The 25,725-nt window shown below is 41.4% G+C and carries 23 protein-coding genes and 2 pseudogenes; 8 read left to right on the forward strand and 17 right to left on the reverse strand.

The window, feature by feature from the left end:
- Positions 1–177: 177 nt before the first annotated feature.
- A complete protein-coding gene (locus J5A55_RS05005) occupies positions 178–843 on the reverse strand; it encodes a hypothetical protein (protein WP_004383437.1) in 666 nt (221 codons plus the stop codon).
- 323 nt (positions 844–1,166) lie between these two features.
- Between J5A55_RS05005 and J5A55_RS05010 the strand changes: the two genes are divergently transcribed.
- The 3 genes from J5A55_RS05010 (at position 1,167) to J5A55_RS05020 (ending at position 4,198) form a co-directional block, all read left to right on the forward strand.
- Positions 1,167–2,387, forward strand: coding sequence for a site-specific integrase (locus J5A55_RS05010; protein WP_004384050.1), 1,221 nt, complete (start codon positions 1,167–1,169; stop codon positions 2,385–2,387).
- Between the two features lie 4 nt (positions 2,388–2,391).
- Positions 2,392–3,651, forward strand: coding sequence for a site-specific integrase (locus J5A55_RS05015; protein WP_211802915.1), 1,260 nt, complete (start codon positions 2,392–2,394; stop codon positions 3,649–3,651).
- 61 nt (positions 3,652–3,712) lie between these two features.
- Positions 3,713–4,198 carry a DUF1896 domain-containing protein gene (locus tag J5A55_RS05020; RefSeq protein WP_004381919.1) on the forward strand — a complete coding sequence of 162 codons (486 nt, stop codon included), beginning with the start codon at positions 3,713–3,715 and terminating at the stop codon, positions 4,196–4,198.
- A 34-nt stretch (positions 4,199–4,232) separates the two neighbouring features.
- Here J5A55_RS05020 and J5A55_RS05025 read toward each other — a convergent pair whose 3' ends face one another.
- Positions 4,233–4,526, reverse strand: a complete 294-nt coding sequence (locus J5A55_RS05025) for a hypothetical protein (RefSeq protein WP_211802916.1) — start codon at positions 4,524–4,526, stop codon at positions 4,233–4,235.
- Between the two features lie 514 nt (positions 4,527–5,040).
- Here J5A55_RS05025 and J5A55_RS05030 point away from each other — a divergent pair.
- From J5A55_RS05030 to J5A55_RS05045, 4 genes are all read left to right on the forward strand, one after another.
- Positions 5,041–5,310, forward strand: a complete 270-nt coding sequence (locus J5A55_RS05030; protein ID WP_004384013.1) for a helix-turn-helix domain-containing protein — start codon at positions 5,041–5,043, stop codon at positions 5,308–5,310.
- 3 nt (positions 5,311–5,313) lie between these two features.
- Positions 5,314–5,619, forward strand: a complete 306-nt coding sequence (locus J5A55_RS05035) for a helix-turn-helix domain-containing protein (protein ID WP_004381923.1) — start codon at positions 5,314–5,316, stop codon at positions 5,617–5,619.
- Positions 5,616–6,122 (forward strand): DUF3408 domain-containing protein, encoded by a 507-nt coding sequence (locus J5A55_RS05040; protein WP_004381924.1) that lies wholly within the window; start codon positions 5,616–5,618, stop codon positions 6,120–6,122. Before J5A55_RS05035 ends, J5A55_RS05040 begins: the two co-directional genes overlap by 4 nt.
- Before the next feature lie 192 nt (positions 6,123–6,314).
- Positions 6,315–6,731 (forward strand): plasmid mobilization protein, encoded by a 417-nt coding sequence (locus J5A55_RS05045; protein ID WP_004381925.1) that lies wholly within the window; start codon positions 6,315–6,317, stop codon positions 6,729–6,731.
- Between the two features lie 56 nt (positions 6,732–6,787).
- Here the strand turns inward: J5A55_RS05045 and J5A55_RS05050 are convergent.
- From J5A55_RS05050 to J5A55_RS05105, 12 genes and pseudogenes are all read right to left on the reverse strand, one after another.
- Positions 6,788–7,801 (reverse strand): annotated as a pseudogene (locus J5A55_RS05050) (sugar-binding protein); the annotation flags it as partial.
- 304 nt (positions 7,802–8,105) lie between these two features.
- A complete protein-coding gene (locus J5A55_RS05055) occupies positions 8,106–8,525 on the reverse strand; it encodes a hypothetical protein (RefSeq protein ID WP_004381927.1) in 420 nt (139 codons plus the stop codon).
- The gene (locus J5A55_RS12310; protein WP_004381928.1) at positions 8,506–10,536 is read right to left on the reverse strand and encodes an RHS repeat domain-containing protein; all 2,031 of its coding nucleotides are present in this window, start codon (positions 10,534–10,536) and stop codon (positions 8,506–8,508) included. The genes J5A55_RS05055 and J5A55_RS12310 overlap by 20 nt, the downstream gene beginning before the upstream one ends.
- Positions 10,537–11,068: 532 nt before the next feature.
- Positions 11,069–12,946, reverse strand: a complete 1,878-nt coding sequence (locus J5A55_RS12315) for an RHS repeat domain-containing protein (protein ID WP_234396062.1) — start codon at positions 12,944–12,946, stop codon at positions 11,069–11,071.
- A 242-nt stretch (positions 12,947–13,188) separates the two neighbouring features.
- Positions 13,189–13,605 (reverse strand): hypothetical protein, encoded by a 417-nt coding sequence (locus J5A55_RS05070; protein ID WP_004381931.1) that lies wholly within the window; start codon positions 13,603–13,605, stop codon positions 13,189–13,191.
- The gene (locus tag J5A55_RS05075; RefSeq protein WP_004381932.1) at positions 13,602–14,060 is read right to left on the reverse strand and encodes a hypothetical protein; all 459 of its coding nucleotides are present in this window, start codon (positions 14,058–14,060) and stop codon (positions 13,602–13,604) included. Before J5A55_RS05075 ends, J5A55_RS05070 begins: the two co-directional genes overlap by 4 nt.
- A 202-nt stretch (positions 14,061–14,262) precedes the next feature.
- Positions 14,263–14,856 carry a hypothetical protein gene (locus J5A55_RS05080; RefSeq protein WP_039850869.1) on the reverse strand — a complete coding sequence of 198 codons (594 nt, stop codon included), beginning with the start codon at positions 14,854–14,856 and terminating at the stop codon, positions 14,263–14,265.
- The gene (locus tag J5A55_RS05085) at positions 14,816–15,319 is read right to left on the reverse strand and encodes a hypothetical protein (RefSeq protein ID WP_004381935.1); all 504 of its coding nucleotides are present in this window, start codon (positions 15,317–15,319) and stop codon (positions 14,816–14,818) included. The genes J5A55_RS05080 and J5A55_RS05085 overlap by 41 nt, the downstream gene beginning before the upstream one ends.
- Before the next feature lie 124 nt (positions 15,320–15,443).
- Positions 15,444–15,908: pseudogene (locus J5A55_RS05090) on the reverse strand (RHS repeat domain-containing protein); the annotation flags it as partial.
- Between the two features lie 258 nt (positions 15,909–16,166).
- Entirely contained in the window at positions 16,167–16,724 is a 558-nt protein-coding gene (locus J5A55_RS05095; protein WP_155813759.1) for a hypothetical protein, read from the reverse strand.
- A 14-nt stretch (positions 16,725–16,738) separates the two neighbouring features.
- A complete protein-coding gene (locus J5A55_RS05100) occupies positions 16,739–17,224 on the reverse strand; it encodes a hypothetical protein (RefSeq protein ID WP_234396044.1) in 486 nt (161 codons plus the stop codon).
- Entirely contained in the window at positions 17,211–20,468 is a 3,258-nt protein-coding gene (locus tag J5A55_RS05105; protein ID WP_249118604.1) for an RHS repeat-associated core domain-containing protein, read from the reverse strand. Before J5A55_RS05105 ends, J5A55_RS05100 begins: the two co-directional genes overlap by 14 nt.
- 1,081 nt (positions 20,469–21,549) lie before the next feature.
- On the opposite strand from J5A55_RS05105, the gene J5A55_RS05110 reads away from it, so the two are divergent.
- Positions 21,550–21,762 (forward strand): hypothetical protein, encoded by a 213-nt coding sequence (locus J5A55_RS05110; RefSeq protein ID WP_155813812.1) that lies wholly within the window; start codon positions 21,550–21,552, stop codon positions 21,760–21,762.
- A gap of 63 nt (positions 21,763–21,825) precedes the next feature.
- Here J5A55_RS05110 and J5A55_RS05115 read toward each other — a convergent pair whose 3' ends face one another.
- The 3 genes from J5A55_RS05115 to J5A55_RS05125 form a co-directional block, all read right to left on the reverse strand.
- Positions 21,826–22,248 (reverse strand): hypothetical protein, encoded by a 423-nt coding sequence (locus tag J5A55_RS05115; RefSeq protein WP_155813811.1) that lies wholly within the window; start codon positions 22,246–22,248, stop codon positions 21,826–21,828.
- A gap of 243 nt (positions 22,249–22,491) precedes the next feature.
- Positions 22,492–22,917 (reverse strand): hypothetical protein, encoded by a 426-nt coding sequence (locus J5A55_RS05120; protein ID WP_004384660.1) that lies wholly within the window; start codon positions 22,915–22,917, stop codon positions 22,492–22,494.
- Positions 22,917–25,694, reverse strand: a complete 2,778-nt coding sequence (locus tag J5A55_RS05125; RefSeq protein ID WP_004384659.1) for an RHS repeat-associated core domain-containing protein — start codon at positions 25,692–25,694, stop codon at positions 22,917–22,919. Before J5A55_RS05125 ends, J5A55_RS05120 begins: the two co-directional genes overlap by 1 nt.
- Positions 25,695–25,725 lie beyond the last annotated feature (31 nt).

Below are 25,725 nucleotides of genomic sequence, written 5' to 3' on the forward strand. Positions count from 1 at the left end.
TAAGACTCTTCATCAAGGGTGTTTAACACTGTTGATCAAAGGTGTTAAACACCTACAGCCAAGAGTGTTTAACACCTTTGAGACTCATTATTCTATATCCTATTTCAATCACCTTACGGCGGTTCTTTAGGTGTCGACTTTTTGAGGGCGACACCTGTAAAGGAGCAATCGCGAGAACTACTGAAGCGCCTCCGCCCTGAACCCGTAGCCGCGGCCGTAGTTGCGCACGCCGACGCTACCACTGTAGAAGTACAGGTTGTAAGCGACGTAACGGCCCCATGGGTAAGCACTAGACGACCAATAGTGGCCTACGTAGCCAACGTTGAACAGCTGACCAGAGCCGTAGAAACCCAAGGCGGGCAGGTAGAAATAATTACCTGCGTCAGCCGCATCGGGGAGAGTCTGAGATACAGACCAGCTGTTTTCGTTGCCATTTGTTCGCCAATCGCTTCCGTCTACAGCTTTGTTAGCGTCAAATCCGCTTATATTCGCCTTCTTCTTAAACCACATACCACCTTTATATAAGTGACCCATTGTTGTCCAAAGTTCGTCTGCGTCCCAACGAGGATCTCCCTTTGCAGCGTACCATGTCATCTCGTTAACATTAGGAAGGTCTTTACATGAGCTGTGAGTTGCCTTATTATCTGCGCCGTAAGTAAATGCTTCGTTGTAGTAACGAGGGTCAGCGTTGCTTTGGGCGTAGTTGCTATTACTCTGACCGTTCAACACTGGCTGCCATGGACTGGCACTATTCCATTCGTGACCTGACCAATAATTCTGCTGGGCATCCCACATGTAATATTTATCGCCGTCGTAATTGCGTACATTAAGGTTAGCAGTCATATCGTAGTACGTGTTGCGGGCATAATCAGTAGTTAAGAATTAAGGGAAATAAAGGGAAGCGCAAGGAATGTAACTATTTGAAATAGTGTTATTTAGCTTTTTCCTGCTATTTTGAGGGTAAGCGAAAACGAGCATCAAACGGCATGAGTTCCGTTACCAAATCGTAACCCATCAAGGGAAAAGCAAAAAGGGGTAACGAATTGAAGCTAAACAACTGTTTCATAGGTTTTTATTCCTCATCTTTCATTTTTCTGCATCGCTCAGGAATACTTGCTCATCTGTACCTTTGCAAACAAAGGAAATTTAGAAAAAACGACAGAAAAATGAAGGAAAACAAACTGAAAGTATCGTTCTTCGTTCAGGCGAAACGAACCGACAAGAAAGGACTTGTGCCTGTTATCGGGCGCCTCTCAGTAGGCAGAACCCATTCTGGCTTTTCTACCAAGTGCAAGACTCCGCTCACTCTTTGGGACAGTCGTAAGCAACGGCTCGTCGGCAAGAGTGCAATGGCGGTGTCTGTCAATCAGAAACTCGGTGAATGCACCGCACTCATTCACGCACGCTTTCACGAATTCAGTGAAAGAGAAGAAGCCTTTACCGCCACAGACGTGAGGGATGCCTATCAGGGGCAAATCCACCGCCAAGCCTTGCTCTTGGAGAGTTTTGGGGAGTATCTTACACAGACAAAGGAACGTATCGGCATTGATCGAGCCTTAAAGACGTTCAAACTCCGTACCTACCAACTCTCCCTGCTCCGTGAGTATGTGCAGAAGAAGCACAAAGTAAGCGATATTCCACTCTCACAGCTGGACAAAGCCTTTATCGAGGGCTTCGAGTATTATCTCACCATTGACCGAAAGCTGAAACGCAGTAGCATATCGAGTACCTTGTCTACTTTGCAGACCATCGTCCGCATGGCGGTGAAGAAAGGCGTGCTGGACTTCTATCCGTTCTTGGGCTACAGTTACGAGCGACCAAAAGGCGAGCCGAGAAGCATCACGCAAGACGAACTACAAAAGATAATTGACTTGGAGATTGAGTGGGAAAACTACCGCATTGTCCGTGATTTGTTCGTCTTCTCCTGCTTCACAGGACTGGCTATCTCTGACGTGCGCAATCTCAGAGAGGAAAACATCGTCTTTGAAGAGGGTGAACTCTGCATCAAGGGCAGACGCATGAAGACAAAGACTCCGTATCGTGTACAGGTACTTCCTCCTGCTCTGGAAATTATGAATCGCTATAGAGGCATAAGGGCAGGTTTTGTTTTTGACGTGCCGACTACCGACATTATCCTCAATGGCATGCACTACATACAGAGAAACATCGGGATGAAAACTCCGCTGACCTTTCACATGGCTCGCCACACCTTTGCATCGCTCATCACACTCTCGGCGGGTGTACCTATCGAAACGGTGAGCCGTATGCTCGGACACACAAATTTGAGAACAACACAAATCTATGCGGCGGTTTCCTCCGAGAGAATCCATCGAGATATGCAGAAAGTACAACAACGCATACAAGATACATTCACCTTAAAACTTTGACATTATGGCACGAAGCACATTCAAGACACTCTTTTATATCAACCGTTCCAAAGAGAAGAAGAACGGCAAATGCCCGATTATGGGGCGCATCACCATAGACAGAGAACAGGTACAATACAGCACGGGCAAGGAAATTGCTCCTGAACTTTGGGACAGCCATAAGGGACGATGCAAGGGAACAGGCGAAGAGACAAAGGAAATCAACCGCTATTTACAAAGCAAAGAGGAACAAGCCAAAGCAAAGTATCAGGAATTGATATGGCAACGTGGCTATATCACCGCCGAGCTCCTCAAACGTGAACTTATGGAAGAAGACAAGCCTAAAGGTTTTCTTTTGGAGGATACACGACTATTTATTGAAGAAAAGCGTCCATGCGTAGGACTGACGATTGCCAAGCCGACTTTTGCTAATTACATCTATGCAGCACAACTCATTAAGTCCTATCTGCGTGAACGCTTAGGTCAGGAAGATATTCGATACGCACAGTTGGACTATGGCTTTATCGAGGAGCTGGACTTCTACCTTAAATCAGAGCGCAATCTCTCCCTTGCCACCATTCAGATTGTTGTCATTTTCCTACGGAAACTCATCGGCATCGGGCAGCAGAAGAAATACATTCACATCGACCCCTTTGTGGACTACAAGGCGGAACTACCACATCGAACACGCAGGTATCTCACAACCGAGGAACTGCAACGAGTACTACAAACGCCCATTATTGACAAGCAGTTTGAGCGTGCAAGGCAACTGTTCCTTTTCTGCGCCTTCACGGGGCTGGCTCGTGTGGATATGCAACGGCTCAAACCGAAGCATATCATCCGTAATGCAGATGGTACAGAGGAAATCCGCATCAAAAGGCAGAAAACGAATGTGGAAGCCATCATTCCACTTCTGCCCATTGCCAAGCAAATCCTTTCGCTCTATATCAAGGGCAAGAAAGCGGACGACTTGATATTCCCCAATCTTACAATAAGGAAGGCATCCTTTGCGTGTGTGAACATCGGGCAGATATGCCGGATAGAGAAAGGCTTGACCTTTCACATGGCTCGCCACACATTCTCGACCACAATATGTCTTTCCAATGGTATTTCGATGGAAACGCTCAGTAAGATGCTCGGACACAGTAATATCGGTACGACACAAATTTACGGAAAGATAACTGACCATAAGATACAAGAGGATATGACTGCACTCACTCATAGAGAGCATTCTGCCTTTGATGGCTATTGCAAGTCGATTGCACGGCAGAATATGCCACTGTAACAAGCATAAGAAAGAAGTAATTATAAAACATATATTATTCACGATTGAGAAACAAACGATTATGAAACAGAATACTAAACAGGAACTTTCCTATTTTCGGTTGAAATTAAGAAGTTATATGAGTGAGCATCACCCCGAAAGATTGTACGACACGGAGTTTATCACCACACGAGCAGACATGGCTCTAACAGCTTACTGCGATGCAGTGGCACAAGGTTTTTCGCACCTCGAAGCAGAGAGCATAGCAAGTGAGGTATTGTATCAAGGTTTGCACTTTTCCAAGTACGACACGCTTGTTTCTGTCTTAGAGAACGAGTTTGAGAGGGAACTGCCTGCTCCGCTCCCAGAGAAACTCGTACCTATACTGTTGTCGAACAAGGCTGTTCAAGCCACATTCGACAAGTTCGGTTTGACGGACATATTGGCTTCTGACGAGCAATACGGCCGTCTTTACACCGAACTCACAGGCACGATAGTGCTGCTCATTGAGAGCAATAAGCTGCCAACGGTCAGACTGACGGAGGAAGCAAGCCCGAAGGCGTTGTAAGCAAAGGCGCACGCAAAGCCCCTGATGCCGTTTCTTATCGTGCAAAGGTACAACGGCAGCCAATCTGCCCTGAAAGGTCGAGTCCTGCGGATGGAGAGAAGAATCTCCACCGCAGGATTTTTCTTTTCCAAGGTGGTATTGCAATTTTCAATAGCCATGCGGTTGTATTCATCTCTCCCAACCTTGCAGAGCTGGACTGCCGTAAGAGAGTATAGGCACGACAAGAATACGGCATACTCAGGCTCTTTGGACGCAAGGCGTAACAACCAACAACAGATAGGACTGACGATAATACGGACAATCTGTTGTTTGTACAATTTGTTGTCATGACTATCTGTTGTCAAAACTATATATCGTCAAAATAATCTATCGATAAAACTATCTATCGATAGTTCTACATATCGATTTGTCGAACTATCGAACTGTCGAGAGAATAATTGCTATGTGATAAAAGGAAAGAGCCGGCACCTCTTCTCATTACCGCAATCATACCATTCTTATACAGAACATAAGAGCTTTTCAGCGACAGCTCCAAATCTGATAGGGAAAGCTACCAGCCTTTGCGCTTAAAGTTTATGAGCTTTCTACAAAAAGCTTATAAGTAATCTGACAAAAGCTTAAGAGCTTTTTAATGAAAGCTTAGGAGCTTTTGGGTGAAAGCTTAAGAGCTTTTCAAATTGACAGACTAACTTCTTTTCTCTTCCTTCTATTTCCCTGCTTTTCCTCATTTCTTGCAGCGGTGCTTCCGAGGGTTTACTTTTGCACTCAATAAGTACGGCAATGGACTGCATATTAGTTCGTTTGCCGAGTAACAATAAAGTAATCAAAACAAAATCAAGGAAATGAAACTCATTATTATCGACCGCAAGGCATGGGAGCAGCACTGCTCCGACTTTGCAGACTTTATCCATCGTATCGAACAACTCATCGGCAATCCGCCCGAAAAGGACGAATGGCTCGACAACGAAGCCGTATGTCGCAGACTCGGCATCAGCAAGCGTACCCTGCAATCATACAGAGATACGGGTAAAATTTCTTATTCAATGATTGGACACAAGTGTTATTACAAGGAGAGTGACATCACAGATTTACTGAACGCAAAAACTGAATGAACTATGACAGAGAACGAAATCGTTACACAGAAAGACTCTCAGATGCAGATGTTTGCACAGTTGATGGAGGGTACTTTGAAGAAACTGGAGCGTTATTGTTCTACAGCCCGTCCGATGTTAGGCGGAGAGGTTTACCTCACGGGCGAGGAAGTTTGCAGCCTGTTACGTCTGAGTACCCGCACACTTCAAGACTATCGGGACAGCGGAACGATAGCCTACTGTAAAATCGGCGGCAAGATACTCTACAGGCAAAGCGACATACAAGCTATGCTCGAAAGACATTATTACCCAAAATCCAAGAAGCCATGACAACCATAGAAGAAAAGAGAAGGCAGCGTTTGGAACAAGCCCTTCGAGATATGGGCAATTATGGCGTTAAGCTCCGCAAGCCCGAAGAGTTGCCCGATTTTGACCAGCCCGTAGATTATGAAGAGGAAAAGAAAAGATTTGAGCCTGTTAAAGTTGAGGAACAAAATGACAAGGAGAGTCACAAGGACTATTCTCAACCGTCCTATCAAGAAACAGAGTTGTCACCAACGGAAAGGGCTACTTCTACCGAAGAGAATCATCAACGAATGGGAAAAACAAGGGACAGGAAGCAATTATCCGAGTTTCAGGGGAAATATCTTCAGCCCTTTCGCAACAGTCACCGCAAAGCCGTGTATGTATCAGAGGAAACTCAAAGGAGACTTGACTATGTGGTGCGGAAGATTGGCGAGCAGGGAGCAAGTATTTCGGGATATGTGGAGCAGGTGCTTCGAGAACATCTCGACCAATACAAAGATGATGTGGAAAGATGGCGGAAACTCTGAAGTACTGCATTCCTCGAATGCAAGCCTACGCTGAGTTACTGTATTCAGTGAATGCAGTAACACGGCATGGGCTTATAATCCCATTTTCTACATTAGCAAGGTGTGTCTTTGTACCACAAACTGCCGTTTGTACCACAAAGACCCTTGCCCCGAAAGGGGATTAAATCACTCCAAAGTCGTGATTAGAAAGCAATGAAAAAGCAGAAACAAAAGAAGCCAGACGGCAGATGTGCCACCTGCCCAAGATGGGACAGATGGCACATCAGGATACCTAATTCCGAAGACCAGCAGAAGCTTATCAGACTCTACCGCAAGTCGGGAGCAAAAACGAAAAGTGATTTTGTCCGAGCAAGGCTTTTAGGTGAAGCCTTTAAGGTCATCACCCAAGACCCTGCAAAAGAGCCTTACTTGGAGAAACTCTCCGAAATCGTTGCCATGACTCATAAGATAGGCGTGCTATACAACGAAGCCGTGAAAGCCCTCAATACTTATCATTCTGTTGCCACTGCTCAACGATTGCTCAGTAAACTTGAAACTTATTCCCAACTTCTTATTAGACTGCAACAACAAGCAGTACAACTGACAAAATCCCTTGACTTACATCGATAGCATTGTTTATCTTGTACTACTTTTACCACTTCTGATAATACTATTAGAGTGGTAATGTGTTCTTCAACTAATAGTTCGCCATACGGCAGGTAAGCATCATATTGTGTGATGTTACCTCTATCGTCTGTGATGTAAGACGTTGAACCTAAGTGGTCACTGTGATAGAAGAAGGTTTCTTCTTTCGTAGTATCGTTTGGGATATAGCCGTAACCAGCCTGTGGATCATCAGGGTTGCTTGGGTCGTTCCATGAGACTGGGGCACCGGGGTTGGTACCTGGTGTCGTGTTAGGATGTGGAGTCTGAATCCAACCCTGTGGCACATCATGGTTGCCGAGTTCTGTAAGGACGGCATTATAACCAACACCAGTGTTCTCCGGATCACCATACGCACCCTTCTCTGTCGGTACACCAGGAGCTACACCCACCTTCTTATAGTATGCCTCTTTCTGCTTCTGAATCTGATTCATACGCTCAGCATAATCCTGCTGACCAGCGGTTACGTATGAGCCATTGCGTCCATAGACGTTGTTGAACAGACCCGTTCCTATCCTTGAAGCAACTCGTTTGTCACCAATGAAGTAATGCTTCGTAAAGCGATTCTTGTTAATGCTGATTATCGAAGCAGGATAAAGCGTGAAGTTGTCCGTCTCGTGGAACATAATTCCTTGCGGTGCACCATTGATATACACACCCTCCATCGTCCCGTAACTCTTCATGATGCGTTCACCGGCAGCGTTGTAAGTGTAACGTGAGGTTTTGCCATTATCGCTTAAGACTATCAGGCGGTTGTCCTCGTCCCAGTACATCTCCCTCGTGGTGTTGGTACTGTCATTCGTTACCAGCGTAGGATTACCATTGGCATCATACGTGTAATGGTCGTGACCAATCTGCGTTGGAGCCGTCGGGTGCTTACTGTCCTCATACTTATAAGCAAAGTTATAAGACTTGGCAGTTGTCGTTGAATCCACCTTCTGCACCTTCGTCAGCGGTTCACTCATCCGTCCGAACGACATCACCATATCATACGATGCAAGCTTAGCCTTACCGTTGGTCTTTATTAGACGGTTAGGGGCTTCGTGGGCGTATACATGATTCTTCGAATAGGAACTCCAATAGAGTTTCAATGCTTGAAACTGTGGGTTTCATCGGATGGAATCGTGCGTTTCACCGGATGAAACGGTGCGTTCCGGTACTTGGAATTTTTCAGAGACTTTAATCTATACATGTAACATTCGATATAGTTATCGGAATCCAATTCTTCTGTATAGGCATATGAGCGGAAGATGTTTACAATACCACATGCTAATCAGGTGTGAGAGTGGGTCGCTCCTTTCTCCAATTATAGATGACATTAATAAACTTATTTGATTTTGCCTATATAAAGCGATAACAGAATAAAAACTTTTTATTAAGAGTATCTATAACAACCGTTTCTATATTGTCACCTTTCCATATTGTCTTATAGAAACCTGCACCGTTATTAATAAATTTACCACATTCACTATTTCTAATTACGTCGTACTTTTTATTGCAATTAAAAGATTTAAGATACGATTTCTCTGACATATTCCTTATATAGTTCATATCTAAAATATTATAAACCTCTATCCTGAAGCCATTACCATTAAAGTCATTCCAATATTCATGTTTTTGTAGAAAGGACACACTATTATTGAGAGAAAAATTAAGAAGATTCTCTGCTCTTTTTAGAGATGCTCTCTCACAGGCAATGAAAATTAAACATAAAATTAATAAGGTAAGATTTCTCATAAATCTATCTTTTTGAATATCCATATCTAATTTTAAAATCCTTGGCTTCTGATGGGGAGGCTGTTTCTACTGCTCTTGTTATAAGTTCATTTTTATAACTTCGTTCACCCCAAGGTTTCGGGTCAAAATCATAATGATCAAAGAAGCCTATTATATTACCTTTCGAATTATAATATAAGGTTGCAGTTCCGAAAGCTTTATCGTATTCAGAACTTGAATAAAAGTTAACAGCTCTTTTACTACCATGACCTACAACATTTCCACTAGGGGCACCTATAAGAGTGACAGGTGTCTGATTGGAAGACTTTGGAGCATTCTCTTTTACATAAAGTAAAATACCAGCAAATCTTTCCCCTGATAATTCAACATCTCCATTTCCTTTCCAATAATTTTCAAATAAGTTTTTACTAAACTCGGAACCAGCTTCTTTTCTTATAGTATTTCCTACAAACCCTAAATCAATTCTTTCTTCGGGTTTATGACTTTCCCGTTCGACTTTGAAAATATCACCAACTTTTAAATTCAAAATGCCGTTCTCATTTATAGAATATCCCTGCTCATTCAACATTTTAGTTGAGATCTCGGCAGAGGTATTAAGATACTTAGCTAATGTCCATGCATTATCTCCCTTTTCCGCTATCAGATTTCTATTAGCATCTTCTCCCCATTTACCATTTGGATCAATAAAATGAACAGGATTATTAAAAGTATATGCATAAGTTGAAATAAAAGAGGATTTTTCCTGCATTGGATCTACTCCATACCATAGTGATATTACTGGGTTCATATACCTTGCCCCGTAATAGTACAGTCCTGTCTCTTGATCGAGTTCTTTACCATTGAACTTATAGGGTAAGTCCTCGGATGATGAATGCTCGTCAACTAACAGTTCACCATATGGCAGGTAAGCATCATACTGGGTGATGTTGGCTTTGTCATCTGTGATGTAAGACGTGCTGCCTAAATGATCACTGTAATAGAAGAAGGTTTCCTCACGTGTTGTGTCATTTGGAATATATCCATAACCAGCCTGTGGGTCATCAGGGTTGCTCGGGTCATTCCAGCTTACAGGTGGACCGGGGTTAGTATTCGGTGTGGTGTTGGGGCGTGGTGTCTGAATCCAACCCTGTGACACATCGTGGTTACCGAGTTCCCTGATGATGGAGTTGTAGCCGATGTGTGTATTCTCTGGATCACCATACGCACCCTTCTCTGTCGGTACACCAGGAGCTACACCCACCTTCTTATAGTATGCCTCCTTCTGTGTCTGAATCTGATTCATACGCTCTGCATAGTCCTGCTGACCAGCCGTTACGTATGAGCCGTTGCGTCCGTAGACGTTGTTAAACAGACCTGTTCCTATTCTTGAAGCAACTCGTTTGTCACCAATGAAGTAATGCTTCGTAAAGCGATTCTTGTTAACAGAGAGGATACTTGCAGGATAAAGTGTGAAGTTATCTGTTTCATGGAAGGTGATACCCTGCGGCGCACCATTGATATACACACCCTCCATCGTACCATAACTCTTCATGATACGTTCACCGGCAGCGTTGTAAGTGTAACGGCTTGTCTTGCCGTTATCGCTTAAGACCATCAGGCGGTTGTCCTCATTCCTGTACATCTCACGGGTAGTGTTCGCCGAATCGTTCGTTACTAATGTTGGATTACCGTTAGCATCATACGTGTAATGGTCATGACCAATCTGCGTTGGAGCCGTCGGATGGTTACTGTCCTCATACTTATAAGCGAAGTTATAAGACTTAGCAGTTGTCGTTGAGTCCACTTTCTGAACCTTAGTCAGCGGTTCACTCATCCGTCCGAACGACATCACCATATCATACGATGCATGCTTAGCCTTACCGCTGGCATGAATAAGGCGGTTCAGCTCATCATACTCATACGTATGCGAACTCCTTCCTCCCAGCTTCGCCTTGTTGATTTTCGTCAGCGACGTTGGGTTGGCGGCATTCGTAATACCGAGGATATTATTGGCAAGTCCTGCAAAAATTTTGTTAATAACTAACGAGATTAGCAACTTTTATAAGAACATTCTTAACCCGAGTTCACATATTGTATCTAAAAATCAATCCTTATGAACTAGATCGACAGAGCCGATATAGGTTTACTTTCTAATTTTATTATACCTTACTCTTAATAAAAATCTAAGTACCATATTTTGATTTCCTTTCATTACATTAACAAAGTGAAGTTTCCTAACACAATAAATTAGCTCTTCATCTACAGATGCTATATTTGTTGACATTAGAATCCGTATACCTTTTATATTACTGTTCAATAAATCATAATCAACCTGAATAATACTCCGCCCTTGTATACTATTCTTATATACATAACCAGCTCTATCCCATGAAAAATTCCGATATATGTATTTTTCTATTTGTTTTCTGAAGGATAAAGTCGGCGAGTATACCCCAGTGATATAGTTGTAGTGGATGTCTTTAGGAGAAATGGTATAAGAATTTTCTTTTGGTAGTTGAGTCGTCCTACAACTAAACAAAAAAAGAATTATCCATATTAGCAATATATGACTTAAGCACCTCATTACTTTATTCAAATTTATTCTTATCATTTCTCAATAGAATTGGGTTATATTTATAAATATCATTTAAAGTCCTTTCTTCATGCCTGTTAAGATCTTTATTATTATGCGTCGGATCACGTCCCATTAAATAAAATAAAATATGATTATATAGTTCATGGCCTGCATTAGTGTATTGATCCAACTTAGTTGTACCAACAGCACTCGTATAAACCTCAATAAATGAAGACAATGCTCGTTCAGAATTATTTGGATAATTACCCTGCTCATTATTAGGTCTCAAGGTAAATCCTAAATTTCCAGTAACACTATAAGACTCGTCTAAACCTTGACGTTTATAGACATCTCGTAATTCTTTAACATTTAAGGTTTTGTCATTTGCTAATGCATTCTTTATATTTGAGCCTATTTCACTTCCGTGTGTTGGAGGATTGAATGCAATATTCTGCACTTTGAAATTGCCATTATCATTTTCGTCATATAACATATTAACACTTGTAGCTAATCCAAAATATTTAATAACTCTACGATCTTGCACAACAGTTATTAAATCTTTTAGATTATTACTAGAATTTTTATTGAGTCCTGATAGTAGAATTTTTTGATCGATATATCCATTGACATCTAACTGAACAAAAGAACGTTCCTTTTCTGGCAATGTACCTCGTATAAGATCAAGTGTAGTAGATGAATTACTACCATTTCCTATCCATATTTTCTTACCATCAGGATCAACTAAGCGTACAGGGTTACTAATGCAAAATACAAACCCTCCTACTGTCGGATACTTCTCCGCCAACGGATCCATCCCATACCACAGACTCGTGACTGGGTTCAAGTATCTTGCACCATAATAGTACAGACCAGTTTCCTCATCAAACTGCTTGCCATTGAACTTATACGGTAGGTCCTCACTGCTACTGTGCTCATCAACTAACAGTTCGCCGTATGGAAGATATGCATCATATTGAGTGATATTGGCTTTATCATCTGTGATGTAAGACGTTGAGCCAAGGTGATCACTGTGATAGAAGAACGTTTCCTCTTTTGTAGTGTCATTAGTGATGTAACCATAACCAGCCTGTGGGTCATCGGGGTTGGTTGGGTCATTCCATGAGACAGGAGCACCGGGGTTGGTACCTGGTGTGGTGTTCGGATGTGGAGTCTGAATCCAACCCTGTGGTACATCGTGGTTACCCAGCTCCCTGATGATGAAGTTGTAGCCGATGTGCGTGTTCTCTGGATCACCATATGCACCCTTCTCTGTCGGTACTCCAGGAGCTACACCCACCTTCTTATAGTACGTTTCCTTCTGTGTCTGAATCTGATTCATACGCTCAGCATAGTCCTGCTGACCAGCCGTTACGTATGAACCATTGCGTCCATAGACGTTGTTAAACAGACCCGTTCCTATCCTTGAAGCGATTCGTTTGTCACCAAGGAAGTAATGCTTCGTAAAGCGATTCTTGTTGATGCTGATTATTGAAGCAGGATAAAGTGTGAAGTTGTCCGTCTCGTGGAAGGTGATACCCTGTGGTGCACCATTGATATACACACCCTCCATCGTACCGTAACTCTTCATGATGCGCTCGCCGGCTGCGTTGTAGGTGTAACGGCTTGTCTTGCCGTTGTCGCTTAAGACCATGAGACGGTTGTCCTCATCCCAATACATTTCCCTCGTGATATTCGTACTGTCATTTGTTACCAACGTAGGATTACCGTTAGCATCATACGTGTAATGCTCATGACCAATCTGTGTTGGAGCAGTGGGGTGGTTGCTGTCCTCATACTTATAAGCAAAGTTATAAGACTTGGCAGTTGTCGTTGAGTCCACCTTCTGAACCTTGGTCAGCGGTTCACTCATCCGTCCGAACGACATCACCATATCATACGATGCACGCTTAGCCTTGCCGTTTGCATGGACAAGGCGGTTCAGCTCATCATACTCATACGTATGCGAACTCCTTCCTCCCAGCTTCGCCCTATTGAGTTTTGTCAGCGACGTTGGGTTGGCGGCATTCGTAATACCGAGGATATTGTCCACGGCATCATAACGATACCTGTTCTCCATGACAGTCTGACCGTCCGCTGTAAGATAGTTCACGCTACTTACAGACTGTCTAAATATCACTTAAGAGTCTCATCCCAATACAAGATATCCTCATTTTTCATACCATCTCGCCAGTCTTTAAGACTCCTATTATATAAAAGCACAGTCGCATCACGATTGTGAATATAGTATAGTAGAATATTTGCAGCATAATCGGTTGTGTTATTATTAAGCATATTTATCCATTGTCTTTTCTTTAGTTTTCTTATTAAACTGTCTTGTTTTGGAGTAAGTTTTACTCTTATGCGATAACCTATATCAATAATTGGAAAACATGAATCACTGGCAACTCTTTTAATAGAAAAGTTCAGATTCCTATTATTTATAAAGGATAACTCATTTATATATAAGTCCCTCTCTCTCTCATTTGATGTCTTTTGAGCACTGCATGATAAAATAAACATTATTTGCACTATTAATATAACCCATTTCATTTTCTTCTTCTCCTCCTATTTTGATATGCCTGTTGTAATCTTTTGCCTTGATTTATGTACGTTAAAATATGCTCTGTAGATGGTGCCACAATCTTTCTAAGATTAAAGCTTTTATTTTTCGAGTAGTTATCAATTACAGAATTGATAGCTTTTGAATTTTTCCCAAAGTAACGGAATCCAATGTCAGCAACAACTTTTATTTGATTAATTTCACCATCTACTTCTGTCTGAGCAGATAAATGAGCATATTTCTGTAGCGAAATTTTGGATTGTTCAACCTTCTTTCCATAACTCCGGAGTACACCTCTATTGATTCTATTCGATAGTTCATGTGTTAATTTAATAACTTGAAATTTCTTATTACCGCCCTCTGTTAATGTTATATCACCAGTAACAGGATCTGTTTCTGTAAACTTCCCAAATGAAATACTATAAGAATCAAGGGTGTTTAACACCCTTGATCAACAGTGTTAAACACCTTTAGGCAACAGTATTAAACACCCTTGGGCAACAGTGTTAAACACCCTTGGAATAAGGCGCGTGTGATAGAAGGAGGTGTCTTCTTTTGTAGTGTCATTAGGAATATAACCATAATCAGCCTGAGGGTTGTCCGCGTTGCTCGGATCATTCCAAGAGATTGGGGCATCAGAGGACATCTTATGGATCACGATAATCAAATTCATATCGAATAAGACGATTATTCATAAAATGGTATTCACAATGATATGGCCAATCGGGAAGAGACTGGCTGTAAACAATCTCTACACCTTCAGCTGTTTTATATTGAACCTTATTCATCATCATCATTTGTTTTTCTATTTCTTTTATATCACAGCCAATATATGCACCTAGCCCTGAACAGAATTTTTTTAATAAAGTTTGTCGTATTCTTTTAGGTTGAATTATAGAATGAGAAGGAACGACAACGAATTTATCATACTGGTTTATATATCCTCCATAGTTCACGCAAAGAATTAGAATTTCTGTTCCATCAATATTACTGCACACAGTGCATTCTCCATAATTACTAAAATCTATGACGGGAAGTCTTTTCCCTAAAATATTATTTAGAGAAACGGTATCATCTAGTATTATGCCATTAATGGATGTGTCTAACGGTACAGAAGCTTCCTTCTTTATATGTTCTGCAACATCTATTTTTCCCCTTTCTATTCTTCCTTGTCCAGTACAAGCTTGTATGTTAAATAAGCTATTGAGCAAGACGAGAATTAGATCTACCTTCATTGCCATAATTTGGGTTACCTTTTATGTTAAAATTAAAAATCATCCTATGTCTTCCACTAGGACCAATATAATTATTAAAGAAATTACCAAGATTTTTTAATTCTTCGTAACAACCGACTATACCAATGCAGCCCTTTGTTCCAGGTGACTTAGTATCCGGATGCACTCTAAGCCCCGATCTTCCATTATAATTCGGTAAGAGAACTTTCCATCCTGTACGTCCGTTGTTTAACATTCCAGACTCATTTGTTGGCACAGCACCAAGCGCTTCATAGGAGTTGTTAGGTGTAGGTCCATTACCGTATAAACCACTATTAAACTCGAAAGTAGCTGCAGTATGTATTGTTCCATCAGAAAAGACAGCATTCAAATAGGCCTTCCCTTGGATTCCATATGGTGCATTACGTGAAGTATTCAAGTTTTTACCTGTTAATTGTTTGGCTGTTACAACCTTTCCTGAAAAATCCATTCTATATTTTGGAGCTTTTGAATAATGAGGCGACGATCAGGAGTATATTGTTCTCGTGTTACTGCATATGTTTGATTATTTACAAAGAATCTTTGATACGATTTCCCTCTATAAATTAGTCCTGCTACAGCGGCTTGTTGCTTATTTTTAATACTTTCTCTCCAGACAATCCTTTTTTGTTATCTTCAACCCAATGAGTCCCGTCTGGGTCTATTAGTCTTATAGGGTGATCTATACAATATACATAACACCCTGTTGATACATACTTCTCCGCCAATGGATCCACCCCATACCAAAGACTTGTAATAGGATTCATGTACCTTGCACCATAATAGTACAAGCCAGTTTCCTCATCAAACTGCTTGCCGTTAAACTTGTACGGTAGGTCTTCACTGCTGCTGTGTTCATCAACGAGGAGTTCACCATACGGCAAGTAGGCATCATACTGTGTGATGTTGGCTTTATCATCCGTGATGTAAGACGTTGAGCCGAGGTGGTCACTGTGATAGAAGAAGATCTCTTCTTTCGTTGTGTCATTGGCAATGTAGCCATAACCAGCCTGCGGATCATCAGGGTTACTCGGGTCATTCATCACCAACAAGTATGTAATGATGATTGGTATAGTCCAGTTATGCAATGAGAATCAAGGATGTTAAACACCCTTGATCAACAGTGTTAAACACCTTTAGTCAACAGTGTTAAACACCCTTGGAATGAGGTGCGATATACCAACGAAAGAAATTTATTTGACGCTGTTCTATTCATACGCATAACGGTTGGTGTAGCTATTGGAGTTCAATTTTTCGATAGCCATCTGACCCGAAGGTAGGCATAGTTGAGATAGTACTTATTTATATTCAGCAAAGCAAAAATTCTTATTTATGTGGTATTGCTTTTTATATTTCTTTTGAATATATTCCCTACCTTCAGGTGGATCCAATCCATTCGGAACTTTTTTGTAAGTAGTCTCTATATCTATTATACCATTTTTATATTCACTCTCTATTGTTAATGAATTATCATGACATCCAACTAACAAAGAGGAAGTAACTATATCCTGATTTGCATTATATGTATATAAAATAATTCTAGAATCATGAAAATTATAAAAAACCTTACAAGCTAAGATATAGTAGCCTTTGTCTATTTCATATTTCCCTAAATAACAATACGTAGAGGGGGTATAGTTCGCTGCAAATTCTAATGAATTAATAGGGAGCAGGAATTTTTCTGCTAAAATGTTATAACTGATAGTATCTTTTGTAGGCAGAGGCATGTGCTTCAAGTTTTTGCCACAAGGAAACTCTGATAGGGACTTAAAATGTTCTATAAAAGAAGATCCAAGATGCCCCTTAGCACTACAAGAACATAATATTACACATAATATTACACATAATATGCTCATTACGTATCTCTTTTTCATTCGATTATACTTTGCACACTACTATAAAAGAGAGTTCCATCATTCAGATAAAAATATATTTCTCCATGATTTACCTTATAATAATATCTTACTTTCTTATTTGACTTACTATTATAGATCAGTACTTTATGTTTTATTAATAAGTCTGGAAGACAATCTACCAATGTTACATAAAACAAAACCTCCTTTTCTTTTAATCCAGCTGGTATGGATATTGGAATCCTTGGAGGGATATACAGGTAACTAAAATTATATCTATTAGAATCCAAAAGCGAGCATATATCTTGATATGATTCTACTTTCTTACTTTTAGCAATTTTCAAAAAATCATCTTTTCTGATATACAAATCTTCTGTATGTGTATAAGCTTTTATATAACTTGGCGAGGGTGTATCCAAGAGATTTGTACATCCCGATATGTAATTTAATATTACTCCGAGAATTAATAGTTTTAAAACAGAGCATAAGCTATCTATTTTCATAGTTATAATTAAAAAATAAGTCACCTTTTTCATCATATGTGTATGCAATACGCAAAGGATACCCCAGTTCATACCTTATCATATTTTCAAAGTGCATAGCGTTATAATCATCTCTATGGATTATATTTAATGGCGGCATTGCTTTTGGAGAAAAATAGTTATAATCTGCTTTTCCTTTTAGTGCAGCATATGCATGCCCCATTTCATGTGCCAAACCGATAAAGGCTGGTCTTTCTGTATTGCGAAATTCATCTGGACCGCCCTCTGTATTATATGGATCCCAATAAATGTTTCCACCAGACCCTGCTATACTAGAATACTTTGAATTAGAAGGAACCATCAATAGTGAAGCACGTGTTCCCAAAGGGGTAAAATGATTTTCCTTATAAAATTTATGAATGTATATATTCTTTTTACTCTTCTGGAATTCTTCTAAAACATTAGAACCACTATCAGTGCCTGATATTATGTCTATCGCCTCCTTAGCTTCTTTCACAGAACCTTCTACCTTACCTGAATAAAGAGAACCATCTTTATTGTAAAGTTTATGATCTTCGTATAGAATATTAGTTTGCTTATTAACGATCCATAGACTATCTCCATTTAAGTCCCTAGATAATAAAGGATTAGAAGCACAAGCATTAAAACCAGAAAGGTGGGGATATTTTTCTTTAAATCTATCTACCCCATACCACAAACTCGTGATTGGATTCATATACCTTGCCCCGTAATAGTACAGTCCTGTCTCTTGATCGAGTTCTTTACCATTGAACTTATAGGGTAAGTCCTCGGATGATGAATGCTCGTCAACTAACAGTTCACCGTATGGAAGATATGCATCATACTGGGTGATGTTAGCTTTGTCATCTGTAATGTAAGACGTTGAGCCAAGGTGGTCACTGTGATAGAAGAAGGTTTCTTCCTTCGTAGGGTCATTTGGAATATAACCATAACCAGCCTGTGGGTCATCAGGGTTGCTCGGGTCGTTCCATGAGACAGGTGGACCAGGGTTGGTGCCTGGGGTCGTGTTAGGATGCGGAGTCTGAATCCAACCTTGTGGCACATCGTGGTTGCCGAGTGTGTCAATGATGGAGTTATATCCTCGCTTTGTATTCTCCGGATCACCATACGCACCCTTCATTGTAGGAACACCAGGCGCAACACCTTGCTGTTTATAGTACGCTTCTTTCTGTTTCTGAATCTGATTCATACGTTCAGCATAGTCCTGCTGACCAGCGGTTACGTATGAGCCGTTGCGCCCGTAAACGTTGTTGAACAGACCTGTACCGATACGGCTGGCGATTCGTTTGTCCCCGATGAAGTAATGCTTTGTAAAGCGATTCTTGTTAATGCTGATTATTGAGGCAGGATAAAGCGTGAAGTTATCCGTCTCATGGAAGGTAATACCTTGCGGTGCACCATTGATATACACACCCTCCATTGTGCCATAACTCTTCATGATGCGTTCGCTGGCAGCGTTGTAAGTGTAACGACTTGTCTTGCCGTTGTCAGAGAGTACCATCAGGCGGTTATCTTCATCCCAATACATCTCACGAGTAGTATTCGTAGAGTCGTTCGTTACCAGTGTTGGATTACCGTTGGCATCGTAGGTGTAATGGTCATGACCAATCTGCGTCGGAGCCGTCGGATGGTTACTGTCCTCATACTTATAAGCAAAGTTATAAGACTTAGCTGTTGTCGTTGAGTCCACCTTCTGCACCTTCGTCAGCGGTTCACTCATCCGTCCGAACGACATCACCATATCATACGATGCACGCTTAGCCTTGCCGCTTGCATGAATAAGGCGGTTCAGCTCATCATATTCATACGTATGCGAACTCCTTCCTCCCAGCTTCGCCCTATTGAGTTTTGTCAGCGACGTTGGGTTGGCGGCATTCGTAATACCGAGGATATTGTCCACGGCATCATAACGATACCTGTTCTCCATGACAGTCTGACCGTCCGCTGTAAGGTTCATCACCTGCAGACGTTCACGCTGCTTGTCGTAGGTATAGGTAGTCTCCGTGCCATTACCGAGTTTCGTATAGACCGTATGACCCTCCTTGTCGTAACCTATCCTGTCAACAATAACGCTCTGACGTCCCTGTTTATTGCTCGTAAGACTCTCCACCTGTCCTGCAGCATTGTAGTGATAAGTAACCACTTCACCGTCAGGATAAGTCATCGTCTGCACCCGGTTCCAGCTGTCATACGTAGCACCATAGACATAAGTCCTGATATCCGCCACGCTCGCCATGACCGTACGGACGGTCTTCGTCACCTCACCCTGCTTGCCATAGTAATAGGCTTCACCGCCACTCGCATCCTCTACGAGGGCAAGACGACCGGCACGGTTATACTTATCGCCAGCCTTACCATAGGTGTAGGTAACACGATTGAAGAGATTTTCAGGATAAAGCACCTCATGGAGCCGTTCGAAGTCGTAAGTGTAAGAGATATAACCCTTGTCAGATATCGACTTCCTAAGCTCTGCCGTGAGCTTCGTCAGGAGGTTACCCGCTGCATCATAGGTCATATCCGTCTCACCTGCATCAGGATGATTCACCATCAGCTTCCGACCAAGCAAGTCGTAGGCATACTTCGTCTCCTTACCGTTAGGATGCTGAACCGTCATCACCTGTCCAACAGGGTCATAGCTGTACTTCACCGTGATATCCTCACCACGGGCATGCTGCACCGTCTCACGGTTGCGTCCCTTGGCATCGGTATAGCTCTCCGCATGTCGTCCCAGTGCATCCGTGACCGTTGTCTGGAGCATTGGTTCACCGTCATGGCTGCCGATAGAGTAAGCCGTACGTGTCACACTACCGTCAGCAAGCGTAACACTCGTGGTACGGTCGTGTGTATCATACTCCGTCTTTGCCTGCAGATCACCCGTAGCGTGGTTGTAAGTTCCGATGTTACCATAGCTCTCCGTCATTGGGTAATAAGCTGCAATGTTACGTCCGAAGGCATCGATGACAGCCCTTCCACTGACAATAGAGACCTTTTGATTGCTTCCACCAGACCACACCACACCCGTCTGCTTCGTCTGGACGGCACGCATCAGTGAGTCGGCAAAGGTATAGGTATCAATGTTTCCGTCCTTAGAATAATGGATGGTATGTGCCTTACGCTCTGCAGGGAAGTACTCAAAGCGGATAGTAAACGGCTGACCGCTCTCTATCTCATACGGAGCACGGATAGTCATCTGTCTGCCCTGTGCATCGTAGGTGTATTCCATCTTCTGTCCGTTAAGGTCGGTCGTTACAGACGGAGCATTCCAAAGACCATCATAAGCCGTGCTGGAGCTATAGCCATATGCATCCTTGACACTTGTCACAAGACTATGATAGCGGTCGTCATACGTATAAGCATAGAACATACGCTGATGGTTATAGTTCTCCGGCTTTGTCATCCGTGTGATGTTACCATAGCCATCGTAAGTCATGTTATAGACTGATGGCTTGTCACCGTTATACGTTGTCAAACGGAAGTGTACAACTGCAAATATACAACTTTATTTTGTAAATGGGTCTTTAGAGTATGGGAAAACAGGAGAAAGATGAAGGGCGTTGTGCGTGTAAATGTAACTAGAAGAAAAGCATCAAAACCCCTAATTAAGTTTAATTTTTAGTTGCCGTCACTTTTAACACTTCGTGTAATGGGCTTATATACAGATGGTTAAAAGCAAAAGAAGAGTGACAGAAATGACAGCAAAATCAGGAATGGTATACGGTAGGCTTTTGTCCTTGGGTGGAAAAGGGGAACTGGTAGTTATGAGATACGCCTGTTCATGGTAAAACTATCCAGCGCAGGATCGTGTAAACTTATCCGTACCGAAGTATATCACTGAACCATTACGATCTAATCAGAAATATGTTTACAGGAAAATCAAGCTACGTGTTCACAAAATCAGGAGTTATGCAAAGCTTTCAGACTTGTATACCATTCTCTATCAAAGACTTACAAATACCTTTCTAAAAGGTGCCCTTTTACCGTGCAAAAGGGCGTCTTTCACACCTCAAAAGAGCATCTTTTGGCTTGCAAAAGGGCATCTTTTACCATGTAAAAGTCCACCTGTTATCTCCAATTTATGAATCTTTATTACAACCCTTCTTATGCCCTTTTTCTTTTCATAATAAACAAATATCTCTCTCCTTGCATTATTATAACAACACCATAAAAACAACCACCTTTTAATTTTCCTGTCACTCCTGTCACTCTTCCCCATATCACAACACATTGATAACAAGTCGCTTATACGAAATGTTAAAAGTGACAGCAACTAAAAACAAAAACTATGTTAGGGTTTTAGAGTAACAATGGAACACCTAGTTTATTCTTTGGTACAAGCGATAACGTCTCCATTAGTGAACACCAACAACATTGTAAAAGTAAAGATTCAACTTGCATTATCACTTAAAGCCATCAAGTGGTTGTTCTCATCCCAGTACATCCTACAAGTGGTATTCGTTGAGTCATTCGTTACCAGTGTAGGATTACCGTTGCATCGGAGATATACGCAGCATAGTTGAAAATATTCTCTGGATAAAATGCCTCTTGAAGCCGCACGAAATAGAAATAGCATGGTCAATATATTACCTTTCTTTTTCAACGAGCCATAGTTTTATTCCTTTCTTTTTTATTGCTACTAATGCATCGGATTGTTTCCTCTTAGTAAAATATCCATAATAATAATGATAATCTTTGGGAAAAGGATATTTTCTATAAAGACTACCCCACATAACTTCTTCTTTGGTATAATAGTTATAGAATTTACAATACTTATTAATTAAGTATATTATATTTATATTGGACTCAAGATTCTCCCCCTTTATATCTGTAGCTAAAGTATCAAACAAGGTCAAGAATATTTCCTTTCCATCATTTTTAAAATAAATTTCAGGAACTCCTTTTACTTTAGACTTTACATATCTTTTATTTTGGATAAAATTGCTGATTTTACAATAATCTCTATGGCTAATTTTGATAGTATCATTTACGGGTACACAATTTGACATATTTATCAATTCATGCGCCTTGACAGTTTTGGAGCTGAAAATAGGTCTAAAGAAGACTACTATCGAATCTTTATATTTCGATTCAACTCTACACCTTTTAGTACAACTAAAGAAAATTAGAATTAAGACGAATACAGCAATAAAATTTTTCATTTTGTTTCTTTTTTTTCCTTTATTGAAGTTGGTCGCCAGGGTTGCTCGGGTCATTCCGATCATTCTGTATTTATTCTTTACACTTCCTACTTAATATCTATCAGTCATTTGATAAGCTGGTTTCCCTAACGAATCTGTCATGAACATAATAATACTCGGGGAGGTATCACCGTTAGAATGATTTTCGATTCTATACTTTCTATTGGGATATAAGAAAATTTTTGTTACTTGGTGGTCACGCCAGTCTGTAATTACGTAATTGGAATCTACAGAGGTTAATGAAATCTTTCGTTTCGCTTCATGACCTTCTTTTAATTGTATAAATTGGATATCTTCTATACTATCATTATCACTATAAATGTAAACATTAAATAATTTCCCATTTTTACTTATTATGGTAGATGAAGATATATCAAACTCAATTCCATTCCCTTGCGAGTTAAATAAGAGAAAAATAAGAAATGGCAGGGACAATAAGCATAATAAAAACAAAAATACAGATAATATTTTTTTCATTATTTGGTTGTTTCTTTAGATTTAACATATTCGTTCCAATACTTATCAATCTGTTGTATTTTCTTTGTATCTGATATATCGGATTTAAGTAAGTTGATCAAAGAGTTATTCCCATATTTCTCATTAACAAATTTATTGAATCTGTTGAATGAATCAGATCCTTTGCCAGCTTGCTTCTCTAACGGAGATTTATCATGTCCTCCATACTTTAAATAAGAGGCAATAAATTTACTGAGATATGAATTAGTCCGATGAGTCTCTAATGAAGGTACATACATGTCCTTTGCAGACATAGATGTTTTTAGAAGAAGCTCATATTGCTTATCGGCAATTTTATTACTAGCTTTTATGTGATTAATATGACCAACTTCATGACTAGAGATATCAAGCCATACATAATAATTCTGCCCAAATTCAGAATCATCAAATAGACTATTTGTATATGTTATTGCAGCATGGTTTCTTTCTGGCAAAGTAATACCCCCATACCTGTCTTTTCCAAAATACCAAGGATAAGGATTAGATACACCTCTCACATATATCCTTGTGTTTTTAATGTCCTGTTCGTTAACACTAGAGACAAGAGAAAGAACATGCGCCATAGGCTGAGTAAAAGTATAATAATCCTTTTGCCAAAAAAAAGTTTTATGTAATTTGATAAGTTGTTTGGGGAAAAGACCATCTTCATCTATCAGGTTTATAGGATTACACATTGTATAACAATATACACTAACACTTAGAAACTTCTCTGCTAACGGATCCACCCCATACCAAATACTTGCCATAGGATTCATGTACCTTGCACCATAATAGTACAAGCCAGTCTCTTCATCGAACTGCTTGCCGTTGAACTTATACGGTAGGTCTTCGGATGAAGAATGCTCGTCAACTAACAACTCACCGTATGGCAAGTAAGCATCATACTGCGTGATGTTGGCTTTATCATCTGTAATGTAAGACGTACTGCCGAGGTGGTCACTGTGATAGAAGAAGGTTTCTTCTTTCGTTGTATCGTTTGGAATATAGCCATAACCAGCCTGTGGGTCATCAGGGTTGCTCGGGGCGTTCCATGAGACAGGAGCACCAGGGTTGGTGCCTGGTGTCATGTTAGGACGTGGTGTCTGAATCCAACCCTGTGGCACATCATGGTTGCCGAGTTCTGTGAGGACAGCATTATAACCAACACCCGTGTTCTCCGGATCACCATATGCACCCTTCTCTGTCGGTACGCCAGGAGCTACACCCACCTTCTTATAATACGCTTCCTTCTGTGTCTGAATCTGATTCATACGTTCAGCATAATCCTGCTGACCAGCGGTGACGTATGAACCGTTTCTTCCGTAAACGTTGTTAAACAGTCCCGTTCCTATCCTTGAAGCAACTCGTTTGTCACCAATGAAGTAATGCTTCGTAAAGCGATTCTTGTTGACAGAGAGGATACTTGCTGGATAAAGCGTGAAGTTGTCTGTTTCATGGAAGGTAATACCCTGTGGTGCACCGTTGATATACACTCCCTCCATCGTACCGTAACTCTTCATAATACGTTCGCCGGCAGCGTTGTAAGTGTAACGACTTGTCTTGCCATTATCAGAGAGTACCATCAAGCGGTTGTCCTCATCCCAGTACATCTCACGGGTAGTATTCGCCGAATCGTTCGTTACCAGCGTTGGATTACCGTTAGCATCGTAGGTGTAATGGTCATGACCAATCTGCGTCGGAGCCGTCGGATGGTTACTGTCCTCATACTTATAAGCAAAGTTATAAGACTTGGCAGTTGTCGTTGAGTCCACCTTCTGTACCTTCGTCAGCGGTTCACTCATCCGTCCGAACGACATCACCATATCATACGATGCACGCTTTGCCTTACCGTTTGCATGAATAAGGCGGTTCAGCTCATCATATTCATACGTATGCGAACTCCTTCCTCCCAGCTTCGCCCTGTTGAGTTTTGTAAGCGATGTCGGGTTGGCAGCATTCGTAATACCGAGGATATTATCCACAGCATCATAACGATACCTGTTCTCCATCACAGTCTGACCATCCGCTGTAAGGTTCATCACCTGCAGACGTTCACGCTGCTTGTCATAGGTATAGGTAGTCTCCGTGCCATTACCAAGCTTCGTATAGACCGTATGACCCTCCTTGTCGTAACCTATCCTGTCAACAATAACGCTCTGACGTCCCTGTTTATTGCTCGTAAGACGCTCCACCTGTCCTGCAGCATTGTAGTGATAAGTCACCACCTCACCGTCAGGATAAGTCATCGTCTGCACACGGTTCCAGCTGTCATACGTAGCACCATAGACATAAGTCCTGATATCCGCCACACTCGCCATGACCGTACGAACGGTCTTCGTCACCTCACCCTGTCTGCCATAGTAATAGGCTTCACCACCCGAAGCATCCTCTACGAGGGCAAGACGACCAGCACGGTTGTACTTATCGCCAGCCTTACCATAGGTATAGGTGACACGATTGAAGAGGTTTTCAGGGTAAAGCACCTCATGGAGTCGCTCGAAGTCGTAGGTGTAAGAGATATAACCCTTGTCAGATATCGACTTCCTAAGCTCTGCCGTGAGCTTCGTCAGGAGGTTACCCGCCGCATCGTAGGTCATATCCGTCTCACCTGCATCAGGATGATTCACCATCAGTTTCCGACCAAGCAAGTCGTAGGCATACTTCGTCTCCTTGCCGTTAGGATGCTGAACCGTCATCACCTGTCCGACAGGGTCATAGCTGTACTTCACCGTGATATCCTCACCACGGGCATGCTGCACCGTCTCCCAGTTGCGTCCCTTGGCATCCGTA

The organism is Prevotella veroralis, assembly GCF_018127765.1.
GTDB lineage: Bacteria > Bacteroidota > Bacteroidia > Bacteroidales > Bacteroidaceae > Prevotella > Prevotella veroralis.

What these genes read in the sequence shown, in the direction of transcription:
- J5A55_RS05005 (WP_004383437.1), bottom strand. Translation starts at nt 843, where the DNA reads ATGACTGCTAACCTTAATGTACGCAATTACGACGGCGATAAATATTAC.
- J5A55_RS05010 (WP_004384050.1), top strand. Translation starts at nt 1,167, where the DNA reads ATGAAGGAAAACAAACTGAAAGTATCGTTCTTCGTTCAGGCGAAACGA.
- J5A55_RS05015 (WP_211802915.1), top strand. Translation starts at nt 2,392, where the DNA reads ATGGCACGAAGCACATTCAAGACACTCTTTTATATCAACCGTTCCAAA.
- J5A55_RS05020 (WP_004381919.1), top strand. Translation starts at nt 3,713, where the DNA reads ATGAAACAGAATACTAAACAGGAACTTTCCTATTTTCGGTTGAAATTA.
- J5A55_RS05025 (WP_211802916.1), bottom strand. Translation starts at nt 4,526, where the DNA reads ATGACAACAAATTGTACAAACAACAGATTGTCCGTATTATCGTCAGTC.
- J5A55_RS05030 (WP_004384013.1), top strand. Translation starts at nt 5,041, where the DNA reads ATGAAACTCATTATTATCGACCGCAAGGCATGGGAGCAGCACTGCTCC.
- J5A55_RS05035 (WP_004381923.1), top strand. Translation starts at nt 5,314, where the DNA reads ATGACAGAGAACGAAATCGTTACACAGAAAGACTCTCAGATGCAGATG.
- J5A55_RS05040 (WP_004381924.1), top strand. Translation starts at nt 5,616, where the DNA reads ATGACAACCATAGAAGAAAAGAGAAGGCAGCGTTTGGAACAAGCCCTT.
- J5A55_RS05045 (WP_004381925.1), top strand. Translation starts at nt 6,315, where the DNA reads ATGAAAAAGCAGAAACAAAAGAAGCCAGACGGCAGATGTGCCACCTGC.
- J5A55_RS05055 (WP_004381927.1), bottom strand. Translation starts at nt 8,525, where the DNA reads ATGGATATTCAAAAAGATAGATTTATGAGAAATCTTACCTTATTAATT.
- J5A55_RS12315 (WP_234396062.1), bottom strand. Translation starts at nt 12,946, where the DNA reads ATGGTGATGTCGTTCGGACGGATGAGTGAACCGCTGACCAAGGTTCAG.
- J5A55_RS05070 (WP_004381931.1), bottom strand. Translation starts at nt 13,605, where the DNA reads ATGAAATGGGTTATATTAATAGTGCAAATAATGTTTATTTTATCATGC.
- J5A55_RS05080 (WP_039850869.1), bottom strand. Translation starts at nt 14,856, where the DNA reads ATGGCAATGAAGGTAGATCTAATTCTCGTCTTGCTCAATAGCTTATTT.
- J5A55_RS05085 (WP_004381935.1), bottom strand. Translation starts at nt 15,319, where the DNA reads ATGGATTTTTCAGGAAAGGTTGTAACAGCCAAACAATTAACAGGTAAA.
- J5A55_RS05095 (WP_155813759.1), bottom strand. Translation starts at nt 16,724, where the DNA reads ATGAGCATATTATGTGTAATATTATGTGTAATATTATGTTCTTGTAGT.
- J5A55_RS05100 (WP_234396044.1), bottom strand. Translation starts at nt 17,224, where the DNA reads ATGAAAATAGATAGCTTATGCTCTGTTTTAAAACTATTAATTCTCGGA.
- J5A55_RS05105 (WP_249118604.1), bottom strand. Translation starts at nt 20,468, where the DNA reads ATGGAATACACCTACGATGCACAGGGCAGACAGATGACTATCCGTGCT.
- J5A55_RS05110 (WP_155813812.1), top strand. Translation starts at nt 21,550, where the DNA reads ATGGAACACCTAGTTTATTCTTTGGTACAAGCGATAACGTCTCCATTA.
- J5A55_RS05115 (WP_155813811.1), bottom strand. Translation starts at nt 22,248, where the DNA reads ATGTCAAATTGTGTACCCGTAAATGATACTATCAAAATTAGCCATAGA.
- J5A55_RS05120 (WP_004384660.1), bottom strand. Translation starts at nt 22,917, where the DNA reads ATGAAAAAAATATTATCTGTATTTTTGTTTTTATTATGCTTATTGTCC.